General features: G+C 67.2%; 17 protein-coding genes. 2 read left to right on the top strand and 15 right to left on the bottom strand.

What is annotated here, in order from left to right; translation table 11 throughout:
- Positions 1-26 precede the first annotated feature (26 nt).
- The 11 genes from MF407_RS10005 to MF407_RS10055 form a co-directional block, all read right to left on the bottom strand.
- A complete protein-coding gene (locus MF407_RS10005; RefSeq protein ID WP_239702191.1) occupies positions 27-839 on the bottom strand; it encodes a F0F1 ATP synthase subunit delta in 813 nt (270 codons plus the stop codon).
- Entirely contained in the window at positions 839-1,405 is a 567-nt protein-coding gene (locus MF407_RS10010) for a F0F1 ATP synthase subunit B (RefSeq protein WP_129624960.1), read from the bottom strand. Before MF407_RS10010 ends, MF407_RS10005 begins: the two co-directional genes overlap by 1 nt.
- Positions 1,406-1,505: 100 nt before the next feature.
- On the bottom strand, positions 1,506-1,718 hold the full coding sequence (locus MF407_RS10015) for an ATP synthase F0 subunit C (RefSeq protein ID WP_115923601.1): 213 nt from the start codon (positions 1,716-1,718) through the stop codon (positions 1,506-1,508).
- A gap of 87 nt (positions 1,719-1,805) precedes the next feature.
- The gene (gene atpB, locus MF407_RS10020) at positions 1,806-2,636 is read right to left on the bottom strand and encodes a F0F1 ATP synthase subunit A (RefSeq protein ID WP_129624782.1); all 831 of its coding nucleotides are present in this window, start codon (positions 2,634-2,636) and stop codon (positions 1,806-1,808) included.
- A gap of 70 nt (positions 2,637-2,706) precedes the next feature.
- The gene (locus MF407_RS10025; RefSeq protein ID WP_239702192.1) at positions 2,707-2,985 is read right to left on the bottom strand and encodes an AtpZ/AtpI family protein; all 279 of its coding nucleotides are present in this window, start codon (positions 2,983-2,985) and stop codon (positions 2,707-2,709) included.
- Positions 2,982-3,446: a hypothetical protein gene (locus tag MF407_RS10030; RefSeq protein WP_129624780.1), complete on the bottom strand. Its 465-nt coding sequence runs from the start codon at positions 3,444-3,446 to the stop codon at positions 2,982-2,984. The genes MF407_RS10025 and MF407_RS10030 overlap by 4 nt, the downstream gene beginning before the upstream one ends.
- 111 nt (positions 3,447-3,557) lie before the next feature.
- Positions 3,558-4,658, bottom strand: coding sequence for an MraY family glycosyltransferase (locus MF407_RS10035; protein WP_239702193.1), 1,101 nt, complete (start codon positions 4,656-4,658; stop codon positions 3,558-3,560).
- A gap of 71 nt (positions 4,659-4,729) precedes the next feature.
- Complete coding sequence (gene glyA / locus MF407_RS10040; RefSeq protein WP_129624778.1) at positions 4,730-6,007, bottom strand: serine hydroxymethyltransferase; 1,278 nt, start codon at positions 6,005-6,007, stop codon at positions 4,730-4,732.
- 8 nt (positions 6,008-6,015) lie between these two features.
- Positions 6,016-6,846, bottom strand: coding sequence for an L-threonylcarbamoyladenylate synthase (locus tag MF407_RS10045; protein ID WP_239702194.1), 831 nt, complete (start codon positions 6,844-6,846; stop codon positions 6,016-6,018).
- Positions 6,843-8,015 carry a PLP-dependent cysteine synthase family protein gene (locus MF407_RS10050; protein WP_275578225.1) on the bottom strand — a complete coding sequence of 391 codons (1,173 nt, stop codon included), beginning with the start codon at positions 8,013-8,015 and terminating at the stop codon, positions 6,843-6,845. Before MF407_RS10050 ends, MF407_RS10045 begins: the two co-directional genes overlap by 4 nt.
- Before the next feature lie 64 nt (positions 8,016-8,079).
- Positions 8,080-9,066, bottom strand: coding sequence for a GNAT family N-acetyltransferase (locus tag MF407_RS10055; RefSeq protein ID WP_239702195.1), 987 nt, complete (start codon positions 9,064-9,066; stop codon positions 8,080-8,082).
- Between the two features lie 74 nt (positions 9,067-9,140).
- On the opposite strand from MF407_RS10055, the gene MF407_RS10060 reads away from it, so the two are divergent.
- Positions 9,141-9,710 (top strand): pentapeptide repeat-containing protein, encoded by a 570-nt coding sequence (locus tag MF407_RS10060; protein ID WP_239702196.1) that lies wholly within the window; start codon positions 9,141-9,143, stop codon positions 9,708-9,710.
- A gap of 237 nt (positions 9,711-9,947) precedes the next feature.
- On the opposite strand, the gene prmC is transcribed toward MF407_RS10060, so the two are convergent.
- The 3 genes from prmC to rpmE form a co-directional block, all read right to left on the bottom strand.
- Positions 9,948-10,799 (bottom strand): peptide chain release factor N(5)-glutamine methyltransferase, encoded by an 852-nt coding sequence (gene prmC, locus MF407_RS10065; protein ID WP_239702197.1) that lies wholly within the window; start codon positions 10,797-10,799, stop codon positions 9,948-9,950.
- Positions 10,796-11,890 (bottom strand): peptide chain release factor 1, encoded by a 1,095-nt coding sequence (gene prfA / locus MF407_RS10070; protein ID WP_239702198.1) that lies wholly within the window; start codon positions 11,888-11,890, stop codon positions 10,796-10,798. The genes prmC and prfA overlap by 4 nt, the downstream gene beginning before the upstream one ends.
- Before the next feature lie 99 nt (positions 11,891-11,989).
- The gene (gene rpmE, locus MF407_RS10075; RefSeq protein ID WP_129624770.1) at positions 11,990-12,202 is read right to left on the bottom strand and encodes a 50S ribosomal protein L31; all 213 of its coding nucleotides are present in this window, start codon (positions 12,200-12,202) and stop codon (positions 11,990-11,992) included.
- Positions 12,203-12,451: 249 nt separating this feature from the next.
- Here rpmE and MF407_RS10080 point away from each other — a divergent pair, with 249 nt between their 5' ends.
- Complete coding sequence (locus tag MF407_RS10080) at positions 12,452-14,320, top strand: N-acetylmuramoyl-L-alanine amidase (RefSeq protein ID WP_239702199.1); 1,869 nt, start codon at positions 12,452-12,454, stop codon at positions 14,318-14,320.
- A gap of 117 nt (positions 14,321-14,437) precedes the next feature.
- Here the strand turns inward: MF407_RS10080 and rho are convergent, their stop codons facing one another.
- Positions 14,438-16,561 carry a transcription termination factor Rho gene (rho, locus tag MF407_RS10085; protein WP_345770856.1) on the bottom strand — a complete coding sequence of 708 codons (2,124 nt, stop codon included), beginning with the start codon at positions 16,559-16,561 and terminating at the stop codon, positions 14,438-14,440.
- Positions 16,562-16,619 lie beyond the last annotated feature (58 nt).

Consider the following 16,619-nt stretch of genomic DNA (forward strand, 5'->3'; position numbering starts at 1 on the left):
TGGTTCGAGGTGGTACCGAGCTGCGGTCAGCCCGCCATGTCGCGGCGGACGTTCTCCAGTCGGCTCAGGATGGTGCCGTCGATGACCTCGTCACCGACCTGGACGCGGACGCCTCCGACGACCTCGGGGTCGACGACGACGTTGGTCATGACCTCGCGCCCGTAGAGGTTGTGCAGGGCACGAGCCAACCGGTCGCGCTGCTCGGGGGTGAGCGGTGTGGCCACGGTGACGATCGCGGTGAGCTGCTGACGCACCGACGCGGCGACGCGCAGGTAGTCCTCCAGCACGCGCTCGTACCGGCGGCCGCGCGGGTGCTCGGCACCACGGGCTGCGAGGAACGCGGTCTCCGGCTCGGCCTTGCCGTCGAGCAGTGCGTGCACCAGCGAGGCCTTGTCGGCGCCGGCACGCTGCCGGTCCATGAAGGCGTCACGCAGGTCCGCACTACCGGCGACGGTGCGCTCGAAGCGGAACAGCTGCTCCTCGACCTCGTCGATCCGACCACGACGGTCGGCGGCGGCGAAGGCCGATGCGACGGCGAGTTCCTCGACGGCGTCGCAGGCATCTCGGTCCCTGGTCCACCGCTGCGAGGAGACCTCGCGCAGCAGAGCCAGAACCGGGTCGCCGACCTTGCCGCCGAACACCGTGTCGACCAGCCCGGCGCGGCTGGACGCGTCATGCGTCGAGTCGGTGAGGGCCCGGCGCAGGCCGGCATTGCCGTCCAGCACGTCGACGGCGGCGAAGAGCTCGCGCGACGTGTCGGCCGCGTCCGCTCCCTCGCTGAGTCGGCGTCCGAGCTCGGACCGGACGTGGGCGAGTGCGCTCCGGGAGGCTCCCTGCATCAGTTGCCTGCCTCGGAACCGATCTTCGTCGGCTTCACGTCACCGGACTCGAGCTCGGCGAGGAACCGGTCGACGATGCCGCGCTGACGCGCCTCGTCCTCCAGCGACTCTCCGACGATCTTGCTGGCAAGCGTCGTCGACAGCGCGCCGATGTCGGACCGCAGCGAGACGGCTGCCTGCTGGCGGTCGGCCTCGGTCTGCTTCTTGGCGGAGTCGACGATGCGAGCTGCCTCGGCGTTCGCCTGCTCGCGCATGTCCGCGACGATCTGTGCACCCTGGGCACGCGCGTCCTCACGGATCTTCGCGGCCTCGTCCCGGGCGTGGCTCAGCTGTGCTTCGTACTGCGCCTTGGCAGCCTCGGCCTGCTTCTGAGCCTCCTGCGCCTGCTCCATACCGCCTTCGATGGCGGCGGTGCGCTCGGCGTGGGCCTGCTCCAGCTTCGGCACGACCTTCGTCTTGACGATCCACAGGAACAGACCGAAGACGATGAGGCCGAAGACCAGCTCAGGAATGTGCGGCAGGATCGGCGCCTGGCTGTGCTCGGGGTCTGCACCCTCCGCCAGCAGGGCCGCGGCCTGGGCCGCTGCGCTGGAATTGATCACGTTGTGCTCCTCGGTATCACCAGGACATGGCGGCGTTGATCAGTCCGCCTGTCCTGCGCGGGTCTTACAGGAAGAAGAGGACCAGACCGAAGATGGCAAGGGCCTCAGCCAGCGCGAAGCCGAGGATGGCGATCGGGCGCAGCAGGTTGCCGCTCTCCGGGTTACGGGCAACGCCGGAGATGTAGGCGGCGAAGATCAGACCGATGGCGATCGCCGGGCCGATGGCGGCCAGGCCGTAGCCGATGGTGCTGAGGTTTCCGCTGAGTTCACCAGTCATTTTGGGTAGTGCCTCTCACATTGTGTGGGATGGACCAGAACGAACTGTTCGCTCTGGGCGATTGTGGGGTTTGTGTTCAGTTGTTGATCAGTGGTCGTCCGCGAGGGCGCCACCGATGTACGAGGCGGCCAGAAGGACGAAGACGTACGCCTGCAGGAACTGCACCAGGGCCTCGAACGCGGTCATGATCGCTGCCATGATCCAGGCGGGGATCGCGACGAACTTCAGCCCGATCGCATCCTGGTTGAACAGTTCCCAGCCGCCGAGGATGAACACCACGAGCAGCATGTGCCCGGCGAACATGTTGCCGAACAGACGCAGGGAGAGCGTCACCGGGCGGGTGATGAAGAACGTGAGCAGCTCCAGCGGCACGATCAGCGGAAGCAGCCAGCCCGGAACGCCCGGCGGGATCATCCACTTGATGTACTTGCCGAATCCGCCGTGCTTCTTGATGCCGACGTAGTGGTAGACGACGTAGACGAACAGCGTCAGCGCGATCGGGAAGCCGACGCGGGCCATCGTGGGGTTCTGGAACGGCGGGATGATGCCCATCCAGTTGTTCAGCAGGATGAAGACGAACAGGCTGAACAGCAGCGGGACGAACCGCATGAAGTCCTTGGAGCCGATCGAGTCCTCGGCGACCCCGCCGCGGATCGCGTGGTAGACCTGCTCGGTCAGGTACTGCCCCTTGCCCGGGACGACGGACGCCTTACGGGTGGTGGCCAGCAGCCACCAGAGCAGCAGTGCGGTCGCCACCAGCATCACGATCATCGGACGGGTGATGGCGAGGGTGAACTCGTATCCGCCCAGGTCGACGGTGCCGAACTTGACCAGCGGCTGCCAGAAGTCCTCGGGCTTCGGGGGGAATCCGCCTTCGGCCGACACAGCTGTCGGCACGCTCAGCGCGGTGAGGCTCACGCGTTCTCCTCGTTCACGGTGGTGGTCAGGGGCTCAAGAAGATTTCGGGGCACAACCGTCGGCCGATGCATCACGCGTCACCTTCAGGGGTCTTGGGGGCTGCGGAGCTGTCGGCGTCACCCGGACTGTTACCGGGGTTACCGTATCGGATCCACACCAGGTACATCGACAGGGCCATCCCCAGCAGCAGTCCGAGCAGCGTCAACCACGGCTTCGTGTCGAGCCAGCGGTCGGCGAACCATCCCAGGGCGGTATAGAGCAACGGCCCGGAAATCAGGATCGCGGTGACGTTGGACGCGAGCTGATCGGATTTCGCATGGGTCGGACGTGTGATACGGGAGGAACTCATCGGCTCGCTCCCGGAAGCGCGACATCGAACATCGGTGTGCGCGAGCGCATGAAGCCCCACAGTTGTCCCCCGAGCCAGACCAGCGCGGCCACGAGAGCGCCGAGCGCCACGCTGCGCGAGTCGAGTGCAGGCACGTTGGTCAGGAACAGCAGCGCGGGGAACATCAGGCTGACCTGGAGGCAGTAGATGCCGAGCGCGCCGGCCATCGAGGAGTTCGGGTGCAGTGACTCCAGCACCCAGCGGATGCCGACGTAACCCATGAGGAAGATCAATGCGCTGACGGCGACACCCGCGCTCGCTCCGAGCAGGCCCTCGACGCCTCGCGCGAGGTAGCCGACCACGGCTGCGAAAGGGAGCAGGGCGGCAGCTGCGAGGACTCCCCCGCGGAACATCATCGGGACGGCAGAACGGTCTGCGGACGCGGGGCTGCTGTTCGCAGCGCGCACTCGCTTCGCGGTCATTGCTCGGCCCTCAGAACTGGTGGTGGCGGGGGTCAGAAACTCTGGCGTGCCGCGGAATCGTCGCCGGGTAGGCGGCATCGCATCGGGTGGTCCAGGTGCTTGTGAAAGTTATCACAAGGACCTCCTACGGCCCAATTTCGGCAGCCCCAGGGTGAGCGCCAGGCACACGAGCAGGCCGACGACCAGGAACACTGCGGCGTACTCGGCCCGCACGAACGCGAACAGCAACGCTCCCCCGCTCACCACCATCGACCACGCGTAGAACAGCAGCACTGCCTGCCGGTGTGGGTGACCGATGCCGAGCATCTTGTGGTGCAGGTGCTTGGCGTCCGGCTTCCAGAACTTCAACCCGCGGCGGCGGATGGCGAGCAGGACGTCCAGGATCGGCACCGCGAGGATCGACAACGGCAACGCGATCGGTAGCCAGAAGGCCACCAGTGCCGAACTGCGCTGCGGCGCGATGCTCGGGTCGAAATTGCCGGTGAAGGAGATCGTGGCGGCCGCGAGCAGCAGACCCAGCAACAGCGCGCCCGCGTCACCCATGAACAGCTTCGCCGGGTGGAAGTTGTGCGGCAGGAAGCCCAGGCAGCACCCGACCACGGCCGCCGACAGGAACGCCGAGGTGGAGAACACCGACTCCACATTGAGTTCCGGCGGCAGGGATGAATAGGCCCAGATGAAGAAGGCGGCTGCCGCGATCGCGACCATCCCTGCAGCGAGTCCGTCCAGGCCGTCGGCGAAGTTCACCGCGTTCGTCGTCGCGATGACCACGAAGATCGTGAGGGCGAGCATCACCGGCTGCGGCAGGATCGTCTGCGCGCCGCCGTACGGCACGAGATAGAGCTGGATGCCGGCGAACGCCATCACCCCCGCGGCGATCATCTGCCCGGCGAACTTGGTGATCGCGTCGATCTCGATGAAGTCATCGACCGCCCCGAGCGCGGTGATGAGCACCGCGCCGAGGAGCACGCCGAACAGTTCGCCTTCATCGTAAAGCCCTGACAGATATGGCAACTGGGACGCAACCGCGGCCGCGGCGAGGAAGCCGACGAGCATGGCCACACCGCCCAGCCTGGGCACCGGGATCGAGTGCACGTCGCGGCCCCGCACCGGGGTGACCGCACCGAAACGAACTGCCGCCCACCGGATCGCCGGGGTCGCCAGGAACGTGATGGCCGCGGCGACCACACAGATCAGCAGATATTCACGCACGGTCGGTCAGCGAACTTCTCTCGGTCGTCGTGCAGACAGCCCCGCACGACCGGCGGGGCTGCCCGAAATGCTCAGCTACGAGGGTAAGCCGGGAATCGCTTGCAGAGGTCCTCGACGCCGCCGCGCACCTCTTCGGAGATCGCGCTCTCGGGGTTGCCGTCGCCCTCGGTGATCGCCTTGTGGATGAGCTCGGCGATGACCTTCATCTCCTCCACACCCATGCCCTGCGTGGTGACCGACGGCGTGCCGACGCGGATGCCGGACGCGATGTTCGGCTTCTGCGGGTCGAACGGGATCGCGTTCTTGTTGAGCACGATGCCGGCTGCGTCGGCACGCTTCTCGGCGTCGGCTCCGGTGACGCCCACACCCTGCAGGTCGTGCAGCGACAGGTGGGTGTCGGTGCCCCCGGTGGTCGGGCGAATGCCCTTCTCCCCCAACGAGGTCGCCAGTTGCTGGGCGTTGGCGATGACGTCCTTCGCGTACTGCGCGTACTCCGGGGTCGCGCACTCCTTGAAGTTGACCGCCTTCGCCGCGATCGTGTGCATCTGCGGGCCGCCCTGCATCATCGGGAACACGGCCTTGTCGAGTGCCTTCGCGTGCTCCTCCTTGCAGACCAGCGCACCGGAGCGCGGCCCACGCAGCACCTTGTGCGTGGTGAAGGTGACGACGTCGGCGTAGGGCACCGGGCTCGGGATCGCCTTACCGGCGACCAGTCCGATGAAGTGCGCGGCGTCGACCCAGAAGATCGCACCGATCTCATCGGCGAGTCCCCGGAAGAACTCGAAGTCGATCAACCGCGGGATCGCGGAGCCGCCGGCCAGGATGACCTTCGGCTTGTGTTCCATGGCGAGGCGCTCGACCTCGGCGTAGTCGATGTCCTCGGTCTCCTTGTCGACGCCGTAGTGGACGGCGTTGAACCACTTGCCGGAGAAGCTGACCTTGGTGCCGTGGGTCAGGTGGCCACCCATCGGCAGCGCCATACCCAGGATCGTGTCGCCCGGCTGCATGAACGCCCCGTAGACGGCCTGGTTGGCGCTCGCACCGGAGTGCGGCTGCACGTTCGCGTGCTCGGCCCCGAACAGCTCCTTGGCACGCTCGATCGCGAGGTTCTCGGCGCGGTCGACCACCGAGCAGCCACCGTAGTAGCGACGTCCGGGGTATCCCTCGGCGTACTTGTTGGTGAGCGTCGATCCCAGCGCCGTGATGACGGCCGGGCTGGAGAGGTTCTCACTGGCGATCAACTGCAGGCCGCTGCGGATGCGGTCGACCTCGGCCACCAGCACGTCGGCGATCTCGGGGTCGAACTGTTCGAGCGAGTCGTAGTCGGAGCCGTAGAAGGGCGTGGTCATCTGTGTATTCACCTCGTGGTCGGGTCTTGCGGACGGTCGTCAGGGAGTTCTCGGAGATCTTCGGGTTGCTCACGTTCTGCGTCGTCGTCGTGCTTGGCGAGGTCGACCGGACGGTCGTCGGTGTGCTCCGGCATGCGCTCGCCGGTCTCGGGATCGACCGACGGGTCGGGCTCCTCGCTGAAGCCGGCGTTCGGGTCGACCAGCTCGACCGAACCGAGCACCTCGCGCAACTGCTCCGCGCTGATCGCTCCTTCGCGCAGCAACTCGGGGTCGGCCTTGGTGCAGTCGAGAATCGTCGACGGTGTGCCGCCCTCGCGCATGCCCGCGTCCAGGTAGACCTCGACGGACGGGCCGAACGCGAACCCGGCCTCGGTGATGGTGGTGATCGTCGGCTGACCGGTGCGATTGGCGGAGCTGACGGCCATCGGCCCTACCTGCGAAAGAAGTTCCTTGGCGAACTCGTCGTCCGGGATTCGAAGTGCCACAGTGCCGTTGGTGTCACCGAGGTCCCAGGCGAGGGACGGCTGGGCACGCAAGACGAGCGTGAGTCCGCCGGGCCAGAAGGCTTCGATCAGCCGGCGTGCGTACGACGGGACGGCGGTGGCGAGGCCGTCGACCGCGGCCGGGTCGGCGATCAGCACCGGCGGAGGCATCTCGCGTCCGCGTCCCTTGGCGTTCAGCAACGCGTCGACGCCGGACGCACTGAACGCGTCCGTGCCGATGCCGTAGACGGTGTCGGTCGGCAGCACGACGCACTGGCCCATGCGGGCCGCCTCGACGGCTGCCGCGATACCTTCGCTGCGGCCTTGCTCGGTGGCGAGGTCGAAGACCGGACTCACTGCACACTCCTTGACGGGGTCGGACTCGTTCCGGACGAGTCTCCCGCATCTGCGGCGACGACCGCATCCAGGTCTGCCCACTCCCCGCGACGGAACGCACCGATGAGCTTCTCCCGGTAGGCATCCATGTCGATCCCGTTGTCCCGCAACCAGGTCGAGTCGTAGTAGGTCTGTTCGTAGCGACCGCCGCCGTCACACAGCAGGGTGACGATGCTGCCCCTCTCCCCGCGCGCCTGCATCTCGCAGGCCAGTCGCAGCGTGCCGACGAGGTTGGTGCCCGTCGAACCGCCGGCGAACAGTCCGGTGTGCTCACGCAACAGGTGCACGGCCGCGATGGACGCAGCGTCCGGCACCTTGATCATCCGGTCGACCACGCCCGGCGCGAACGACGGTTCGGTGCGCGGGCGTCCGATGCCCTCGATGCGTGACCCGCCGCAGATCGTGCGGTCTGCGTCGTGGTCGACCCAACCGTCGAAGAAGACGGAGTTCTCGGGGTCGACGACGCACAGCTTGGTGTCGTGCCCCTGGTAGCGCAGGTAGCGACCGATCGTCGCGCTCGTGCCGCCGGTGCCGGCACCGACCACGATCCAACTGGGGACGGGATGGGGCTCGCGCTCCATCTGGTCGAAGATCGACTCGGCGATGTTGTTGTTGCCCCGCCAGTCGGTGGCTCGCTCGGCGTACGTGAACTGATCCAGATAGTGACCGCCGGTCTCGTCGGCGATCTGCTGAGCGCGCTCGTACACCTGCGCACCGGTGTCGACGAAGTCGCAGGTGCCGCCGTACCGCTCGATGAGTTCGATTTTGCGCCGACTGGTCATGCGCGGCATCACCGCGATGAACGGCAGACCGAGCAGACGGGCGAAGTACGCCTCACTGACCGCGGTCGACCCGCTGCTCGCCTCGACCACCACGGACCCCTGACGGATCCAGCCGTTGCACAAGGCGTACATGAACAGGCTGCGGGCCAGACGATGCTTGAGGCTTCCGGTGGGGTGGGTCGACTCGTCCTTGAGGTAGATGTCGACACCGAACCCGTGGGGCATGTGCAACGGGATGAGGTGGGTGTCCGCGGAACGGTTGGCATCGGCCTCCACCTGACGGATCGCCCAGGAGACCCAGGCACGTTCGTCGTCGCAGCACTGTGTGACGTCGAAGGTTCCCGGCATGACTGCGATCGTAGGCCCCGGGTGAGTCACGGCTCACACCGTGGCCGCAACCCGGCGGTAACGCTCAGATCCGTCCTTCGCACTCGTACAGCACGTCGGCCGCTTCGAAACCGAACTTCGCGTTGGTGGCGCGCATCGCCACGTTGGAGTCGGCGATGAAGGTCTGCAGCATCGTGCGACCGTCGCGTACCCCGTCGAGTCGGCGCAGGTTGTCGGCCTTGAGCGCCTGCCCGATCCTTCGTCCGCGGTGTGCGGGCAGGACGAGCGTGTCCTCCTGCACCATGACTCGATCCCAGTCCTGCACCAATACCTCTGTGTAACCGACCGATTCGCCGTTCACCATCGCGAGCGCGGTGACCGATGTCCAACCGCGCTCGGCCAAACGCCGCTGACTGTCACGTTGCCGTTCGAGGTCGAGGTCGAGTGGTCGGCGACTGAGCTCGCCGCGCGGCACATCCTGCTCCATCTGCTGCTGCAGCAGGAGCAACTGCGCCTCGTACTGCAGCGGACACGGACCGACCCACCCCACGATCTCGATGTCCGTGTCGAGCGGTGCGTCGAGCGGAGCGTCCATCGAGGCGACCGGGAGTTCGAGCAGGTATCTGGTCTCGACGTTCGCGACCTCGAGTCCGTGCGCCGCGGCGAACCGGCCGCCGCGAGTCTCGGAGAAGTCCTGCCCGGGCAGTCCGTACACCTCGGTGTCGACCGTCGTCCGACCGCGCTCGACCAACCGGTTCCGCAGCTCCTCCGCGAGCGCTCGCCCGTGCCCACGGCCGGTGCGGTCGCCCTGTACGGCCAGCTCGATGGACGCGGAGTCGGTGTTCTCCCGGTTCGGGAGTGTGGCGTCCGCAGCAGCGACGATCTCGCCGTCGACCAGCCCGACCAACGCGATCCGGTCGGAGTACGTGGACGGGTTCTCGAACCTGTAGAACGCCTCGTGGATCCCCGACCACCAGACCGGTGGACGACCGCCGGTGTAACCCTCGAACAGCACGTCGTGCCACGCGCGGATCTCGGCACGATCGTCGGTGTTCAGTTCGCGAATCTCCATGATTGCCAGCCTGGTTGCCACCATCCTCCGATGCAACCCATTTGTCTGTCGGGGTGAGATGGGAAGGTTGCACCATGGAGATCGCCGACCGCCCGCTGGATCGCACCGAGCTCGAACGGATCCTGGACCAAGCTCGTGAGCCGGTTGCGCTGGTGCGTTGCGACCTGAGCGGTGCCAACCTGCGCGACCTCGATCTGACCGAGGTCACGTTCGACGAGTGCGCGCTCGACGGCGCGTTGTTGGACGGGGCTGCGCTGGGTGGGGTGATCTTCACGGGTTGCCGGATGACCGGTGTCTCGATGGAACGCACGCGTGGGCTGGGGTTCGAGATCCGCCGCTCCAACCTCTTCGCCGCCAACCTCATCGGTGCCGTTATGGCCAACGCCGACCTCACCGGCTGCCGGTTCACCGAGGCTGTCCTGCGCAGCGCGGATCTGCACGCGTCCGTGTTCGACGAGTGCGACCTCACCGAGGCCGATCTGCACGCAGCGAACCTGAGCGACGCCGACCTTCGGGGCGCTCGCCTCGGTGAGTGCGATCTCGACCGGCTGCGTGCGCTGAAGGGCGCGATCCTCACCCCGAATCAGGCGAGCGACATCGTCGCCGATCTCACGGGAGCACAGATCGTCCCCATCGGCGACTGACGCCGCCCGATCGTTCTCGGCGTCATCGTCGCCGTCGCCGGCGTCATTCTCATCACCGGCGCGGTTGCGCTGCCGGACAGCATCGCCAACAACGTCGCACCCGAGACCCTCGGATGGATCCTGTTGGTCGCCGGCGTGCTGCCGGCGCTGCTGTCACTGCCGGCGACCCGTCGCCGCAAGACCACCGTCGTCGAGCGCGACGTGGTGACCGACCGTCCGCTGGACGGTCGCTGAGGTTCACGCGGGCCGACGGGCCATCGCGAAACGGGGCCGACCGGTGAGGTCGGCCTCGTCCCTTGTCTCGACCCAGCCTCTGCGACGTAGCGCCCCTGGCAGCGAGTCACCCTGTGTCTCCGCGTGTTCCATGATCAGGACGCCACCGGGACGCAACAGATCGAAGGCGCGATCCGCCACTTCCAAGGGGATGCGCAGCCCGTCGTGGCTGCCGCCGTACAGTGCGATCTCTGGGTCGTGATCACGCACTTCGGGATCGATCGGCACCATCCCCACCGGGATGTACGGCGGGTTGCTGAGCACGACGTCCACCTGGCCGAGCAGGTCCGGAAAGGCTTGTTGGGCAGGGCCGTTCACGATCTCCACATCGAGCGCGAGCCGGTCCCGGTTCGCGGCGGCCCATGCGTACGCGTGCTGGGAGAGTTCGATCCCGTGCACCGACAGGTCGGGGCGTTCCTGCTTGACCGCGAGCGGGATCGGCGCGGCGCCGGTGCACAGGTCGACCAGAACTCCGCCGTGCGGCGCGTGGGCCAGTCCGAGGTCGACGATGAGCTCCGTCTCCGGACGCGGCACGAAAACCCCTGGCCCGACACGGAGTTCGAGGTGTCGGAAATGAGCTCGACCGGTGAGGTGTTGCAAGGGCACACGCGCCGCCCTTTCGTCGACGAGCGCTTCGTAGCGAGTCGCCACCTCGCCGGGGAGTACGTCGCCCATCAGTGCAGCTCGACGAAGTTGCTCGCCGGTCTTGCCCCATGCATGCTCCAGCAGCAGGTGCGCGTCAGCACTCGGCGACGCAATTCCGCTGCCGGCCAAGCGTTCTGCGGCAGCGCGCAGGATCGATCGCAGTTCGCTCACTCGCTGCTGCCCGCAGCCACGGCGGCCATCCGTGCCGCTTCGTCGGCCTGGACCGCGGAGTCGATCACCGCGGCGAGATCTCCGTCGAGCACGGAGTCGAGGTTGTAGGACTTGTACCCGGTGCGGTGGTCGGCGATGCGATTCTCGGGGTAGTTGTAGGTGCGGATCCGCTCCGAACGATCCATGTTGCGTACCTGCGACTTGCGGGCCGCGGATGCCTCGGCGTCCTTCTTCTCCTGTTCCAGCTGGCGCAGCCGAGCCTTGAGCACGCGCATCGCGGACTCCTTGTTCTGCAACTGCGATTTCTCGTTCTGGCAGGACACGACGACGCCGGTCGGCAGGTGGGTGATGCGGACCGCGGAGTCCGTGGTGTTGACCGACTGACCACCGGGACCGGAGCTGCGGTAGACGTCGATCTTCAGGTCATTCGGACCGAAGACGATCTCGTCGTCGTCACCCTCGTCCAGATCGGGCATCACCAGGACCCCCACGGCCGAGGTGTGGATGCGTCCCTGCGACTCGGTGGCCGGCACACGCTGGACACGGTGCACGCCGCCCTCGTACTTCAGGCGCGCCCACGGCGCCGTACCCGGCTCCATGACGCCCTTCGCCTGGATCTGCAGCCGCACGTCGGTGTACCCGCCGAGATCGGACTCGGTGCCGTCGGTGACCGACGCTCGCCAGCCGGCCCGTTCGGCGTAGCGCAGGTACATTCGCACCAGATCGGCCGCGAACAACGCGGCCTCGGCGCCGCCCGCCCCGGCCTTGACCTCGAGGATGACATCGCGGTCGTCGTCCTCGTCGCGCGGCAGCAGCAGCGTGCGCAGCTTGGCCTCCGAGCGTTCGACCTGCTGGGTCAGAGCGGGTAGTTCCTCGGCGAAACCGGCGTCGTCGGCGGCGAGTTCCTGGGCCGTCTCCAGGTCGTCCTGCGCGGCCTGCCATGCATTGACGGCGGCGACGGTCGGCCCGAGGGCGGCGTACCGCTTGTTGACCTTGCGCATCAACGCCGGGTCGGCGAGCACCTCGGGATCGGTCATGCGACGTTCGAGTTCGGCGTGCTCGGCGACGATCGCCGCGGCGGAATCCAGCATGTGCGTCCTAGCTTCAGGTGCTCTCGGGGTGCTTCGGGGATGGGGGTGAAACGCGAAACGCCGGTTCCGTCCAAGGACGGAACCGGCGAATCGAAGAAGCTACTTGGACTTGTTGCCGTAGCGCTGCTGGAAGCGGGCCACGCGACCACCGGTGTCGAGGATCTTCTGCTTACCGGTGTAGAACGGGTGGCAGTTGGAGCACACTTCGGCGCTGATGCGGCCGGACTCGGCGGTGCTGCGGGTGGTGAACGTGTTGCCGCAGGTGCAGGTGACCGTGGTCTCGGCGTAGTTCGGGTGAAGGTTCTTCTTCACGGCTTCTCCTAAGTCTTCAGGCTGTTTCCCGGGTCGTCGGGCGGGATGCGCGACGTGAACCGGGGCCAAGGAACAAGTCTGCCAGAGCAGGCGGACCTCCTCCAAAACATCGGACTCGTGGTGTTCATTCCCGAAGCCCGGGCGGGGGCTATATTTCGCCACGTACTGGGACAAGTTGGAAGTTTTACCCTCTCTTGACCAACGCGGTGCCATGGTGAGCACTTCCCCACCCCCCGCCCTGGAGGATCCATGTCATCCCTCTCCCGCCGTTCGTTCCTGTCCGTCACCGTCGCCGCAGGCGCCATCGCTGCCATGCCGAAGGCACTCGCCGTCGACAAGACCTCCGCCTTCGCCGATGCCGGCCGCGAGTTCGCCGTTCCGCCGGCCCTCCTCGCGGCGATCAGCTACGGACAGACCCGCTGGTCCGACCACGCCGGACGCCCCAGCCGCAGCCTCGGATACGGCCCCATGCATCTGGTCGACGGCGCGGCGGTGGCGCAGCAGCGCGCCGCCGAGGGCAAGGACGACAGCGCCGCGATCGACACCTTGGGCGCCGCGGCCGCAGCGTCCGGCATCTCCGCCGACACGCTCCGCACGGACGCCGCGAGCAACATCCGTGCCGCTGCAGCGCTGCTCGCCGCACGCCAGCGCGCGAACGGTGGCGCCGTCGGTGCATCCACCGATCCCTCGTCCTGGTACGAAGCCGTCGCCACGACGAGCGGCCTGAGTACCCCCGCCGCACAGGTGCAGTACGCCGACGACGTCCTGGCCGATCTGCGGTCCGGTATGTCGGTGAGCGACGGGCGTACCCGCTACTCGGTGGGCGCTCAGCCCGTCGGCTCCCCCGGCAAGGGCCGTGACCGGGTGGTTGCCCGCGCCAAGTCCGGGCGACGCCCCACCGGTCCGGTCGACGCTCCGAACGGTCTCGGCGTCGAATGGGTGCCGGCGCCGTACGAGCTGTACGGACCGACCGAGGTCGACTACGGCAACCACGACCTGGCGTTCCGACCGCGCTCGCCGGAGCTCACGCATGTCGTCATTCACGACACCGAGTGCAGTTACGAAGTCGGCATCAAGCTGGTCACCGACCCGACGTACATGGCGTGGAACTACTTGATCCGTTCGTCCGACGGTCACATCGCCCAGCACCTGCAGACCAAGGACATCGGCTGGCACGCCGGCAACTGGTACATGAACATGCACTCGGTCGGGCTGGAGCACGAGGGCTTCGCCGCCCAGGGCTACAACTGGTACTCCGAGGTCATGTATCGCCGCAGCGCCCGGCTCACCCGGCACGTGTGCCGCACCTACGGCATCCCGATGGACCGCGCACACATCATCGGTCACGACCAGGTGCCCGCTCTGACAACCTCTCGGATCCGCGGCATGCACTGGGATCCGGGCCCCTTCTGGGACTGGGAGCGTTACTTCGAACTCATGGGTGCACCGCTGTCCAAGGGCACCGTGGGACGCGCACCGAAGAGCGGGGACGTCGTCCGCATCCTGCCCGGGTTCGAGGACAACGTGCAGGTCGTGCAGGGCTGCAGCGGCGTCTGCGTCGAGGGCACCGACCACGGCACCAACTTCGTGCCGTTGCGGTCGGCCCCGGACGCGTCCGCGCCTCTGGTCGTCGACCCCGGCCTGAAAGCGAGCCCGTCGACCACGCAGGTCTCGGACGTCGGCGCCCGCGCGGCCGCCGGCACCGAGTACGCGGTCGCCGAGGTGCGTGGCGACTGGACCGCGGTCTGGTACCTCGGCGCGATCGCGTGGTTCCACAACCCGGTCGACGCGCCCACTGCGCGCGTGGTCAAGGGCGGACGCACGGTGACACCGAAGGGTGCCACCGCACCGGTCTACGGATCGGCTTACCCGGAGGCCAGTGCCTACGCGAATCCCGCTGAGGCGCAGCCGATCTCACCGCTCATCTACACGATGAAGGCCGGGCAGACCTACGTGCTGTCCGACGACTCGGTGCCGACCGACTACTACAAGGCGAAGACGTTCTCGTTGGAGACCCCCGAGGACCACGTCAACACCGTGGGCCGCACGAAGTACTACCAGGTGAACCTCGGACACCGCGTCGCGTTCGTGCAGGCGGCCGACGTCGAGATCAGCTAGTTCATCCCGGAAGTCCGCAGAACTCGCCGTCGACTCGCGAGTTCTGCGGACTTTCGCGAAGAAGCCCGGCCACCCCATGGGAGTGGCCGGGCTTTTTCGGCGCTGAGCTGAAAAGCCTCAGTCCTCGTCGTCGAGCTTGATGGACGAGGTCTGCTGCACCTGCATCAGGAACTCGACATTGCTCTTGGTCTTCTTCAGCCGGTCGAGCAGCAGTTCGATGCCCTGCTGCTGGTCGAGTGCGGCCAGCACACGACGCAATTTCCACATGATCTTCAGTTCGTCCTGGCCGAGGAGGATCTCCTCGCGGCGCGTGCCGGAGTTGTTGATGTCGACCGCCGGGAAAATACGGCGGTTGGCCAGCTGACGGTCGAGCTTGAGCTCCATGTTGCCGGTGCCCTTGAACTCCTCGAAGATGACCTCGTCCATCTTCGAGCCGGTCTCCACCAGCGCGGTGGCGAGGATGGTCAGCGAGCCGCCGTCCTCGATGTTGCGCGCGGCACCGAAGAACTTCTTCGGCGGGTAGAGCGCCGCGGAGTCGACACCACCGGACATGATGCGTCCGGACGCGGGTGCCGCCAGGTTGTAGGCACGGCCCAGCTTGGTGATCGAGTCGAGCAGCACGACGACGTCATGACCGAGCTCGACCAGACGCTTCGCCCGCTCGATGGCGAGCTCGGCAACGGTCGTGTGGTCATCGGCCGGGCGGTCGAAGGTGGAGGCGATGACCTCACCCTTCACCGCACGCTGCATGTCGGTGACTTCCTCCGGACGCTCGTCGACCAAGACGACCATCAGGTGGCACTCGGGGTTGTTGGTGCTGATCGCGTTCGCCAGCGACTGCATCACCATCGTCTTACCGGCCTTCGCCGGAGCGACGATCAGGCCACGCTGGCCCTTACCGATCGGCGCGACGAGGTCGATGATGCGGGTGGTGAGCTGGTTCTGTGTGGTCTCCAGGCGCAGGCGTTCCTGCGGGTACAGCGGAGTCAGCTTGCCGAACTCGACACGCTGGCCGGCCTGCTCGGAGGTCATCCCGTTGACGGAGTCCAGACGCACGAGCGCGTTGAACTTCTGACGAGCCGGAATCTGCTCGCCCTCGCGCAGCGCACGCACCGCACCGACGACGGCGTCGCCCTTGCGCAGGTTGTTCTTCTTGACCATGCCGAGTGGCACGTACACGTCGTTCGGCCCCGGCAGATAACCGCTGGTGCGCACGAACGCGTAGTTGTCGAGCACGTCCAGAATGCCGGCCACCGGTACCAGGACGTCGTCCTCGCGCACCTGGGTGTCGACGTCGCCGAACTCCTCGGCGCGGTTGCGGCCGCGCTTGCGGTCACGTCCGCGCTGACGGCGGCGGTTGCCGCCGCGGTCGTCCCAGTCGTCGCGGTTGCCGCCGCCACCCTGGCCCTGCTGGTTCGACTGCTGGTTGGACTGCTGGTTCGACTGGTTGCCGCCCTGCTGGTTCTGGTTGTTGTTCTGGTTACCGCGGCGGTCGTTGCCGCCGCCCTGGTTACGGTCCTGGTTTCCGCGCTGGTTGCGGTTGCCACCGTCCTGGTTGTTGCCGCCCTGGTTGCGGTCGCGGTCGCCATCCTGGCGGTTGTCGCGGTTGTTGTCGCGGTTCTGGCCGCCACCCCGGTTGTCCCCACGGCTCTCGCCACGGTTGTCGTCACCGCGGTTGTCCGAGCGATCGTCAGAGCGGTTGTCATCACGGTCCTGACGACGATCCGACTGACCCGCAGTGTTCTGCTCGCTGTCGTACCTGGTGTCGCGCTTGGAGTCGTGGTCAGCACCCTGCTGCGGGGCCTGCTCGTCCGCGCCCTGGCGGGGCGCCCGGGCACGCCGGTTGCGGCGCTCACCCTGCTGGTCGCCCTGCTGGTCGACCTGCTGGTCGACCTGCTGACCGGAGCGGTCGTCGCGGCCCTGCTCGGTGCGATCTTCGCGCGCGGACTCGAGCTTCGGCTCGGTCGCGGGCTGTGCAGCCGGCACCTCGGCCTGCTGCGGTGCCCCGGCCCGCGCCTTGGCGGCCCGCGGAGCTCGCTCAGCCGGCGCGGAGGCACCGTCCGAGGATCCGCCGCGGCTCTGGATCGCCGCGAGCAGGTCGCTCTTGCGCATCTTGGAAGTGCCGCTGATCCCCATCGAGCCGGCGAGTCGCTTCAACTCGTCCAGCTTCAGCGTGCCCAGGGATCCGCGAGAGCCCGACGCGGCAGCTGCCGTCGTCGCCGACTCGGTGGTTTCAGTCACGAAGGTTCCTTCCCCCTCGTCAATCTCGATCTGACGATCGATCGGGGTTCTGCCTCGA

The organism is Yimella sp. NH-Cas1 (assembly GCF_022359705.1).
Lineage (GTDB): Bacteria > Actinomycetota > Actinomycetes > Actinomycetales > Dermatophilaceae > Yimella > Yimella lutea.

What these genes read in the sequence shown, in the direction of transcription:
- MF407_RS10060 (WP_239702196.1), top strand. Translation starts at nt 9,141, where the DNA reads ATGGAGATCGCCGACCGCCCGCTGGATCGCACCGAGCTCGAACGGATC.
- glyA (WP_129624778.1), bottom strand. Translation starts at nt 6,007, where the DNA reads ATGACCACGCCCTTCTACGGCTCCGACTACGACTCGCTCGAACAGTTC.
- MF407_RS10055 (WP_239702195.1), bottom strand. Translation starts at nt 9,066, where the DNA reads ATGGAGATTCGCGAACTGAACACCGACGATCGTGCCGAGATCCGCGCG.
- MF407_RS10015 (WP_115923601.1), bottom strand. Translation starts at nt 1,718, where the DNA reads ATGACTGGTGAACTCAGCGGAAACCTCAGCACCATCGGCTACGGCCTG.
- MF407_RS10080 (WP_239702199.1), top strand. Translation starts at nt 12,452, where the DNA reads ATGTCATCCCTCTCCCGCCGTTCGTTCCTGTCCGTCACCGTCGCCGCA.
- MF407_RS10030 (WP_129624780.1), bottom strand. Translation starts at nt 3,446, where the DNA reads ATGACCGCGAAGCGAGTGCGCGCTGCGAACAGCAGCCCCGCGTCCGCA.
- MF407_RS10025 (WP_239702192.1), bottom strand. Translation starts at nt 2,985, where the DNA reads ATGAGTTCCTCCCGTATCACACGTCCGACCCATGCGAAATCCGATCAG.
- MF407_RS10050 (WP_275578225.1), bottom strand. Translation starts at nt 8,015, where the DNA reads ATGCCGGGAACCTTCGACGTCACACAGTGCTGCGACGACGAACGTGCC.
- prfA (WP_239702198.1), bottom strand. Translation starts at nt 11,890, where the DNA reads ATGCTGGATTCCGCCGCGGCGATCGTCGCCGAGCACGCCGAACTCGAA.
- MF407_RS10005 (WP_239702191.1), bottom strand. Translation starts at nt 839, where the DNA reads ATGCAGGGAGCCTCCCGGAGCGCACTCGCCCACGTCCGGTCCGAGCTC.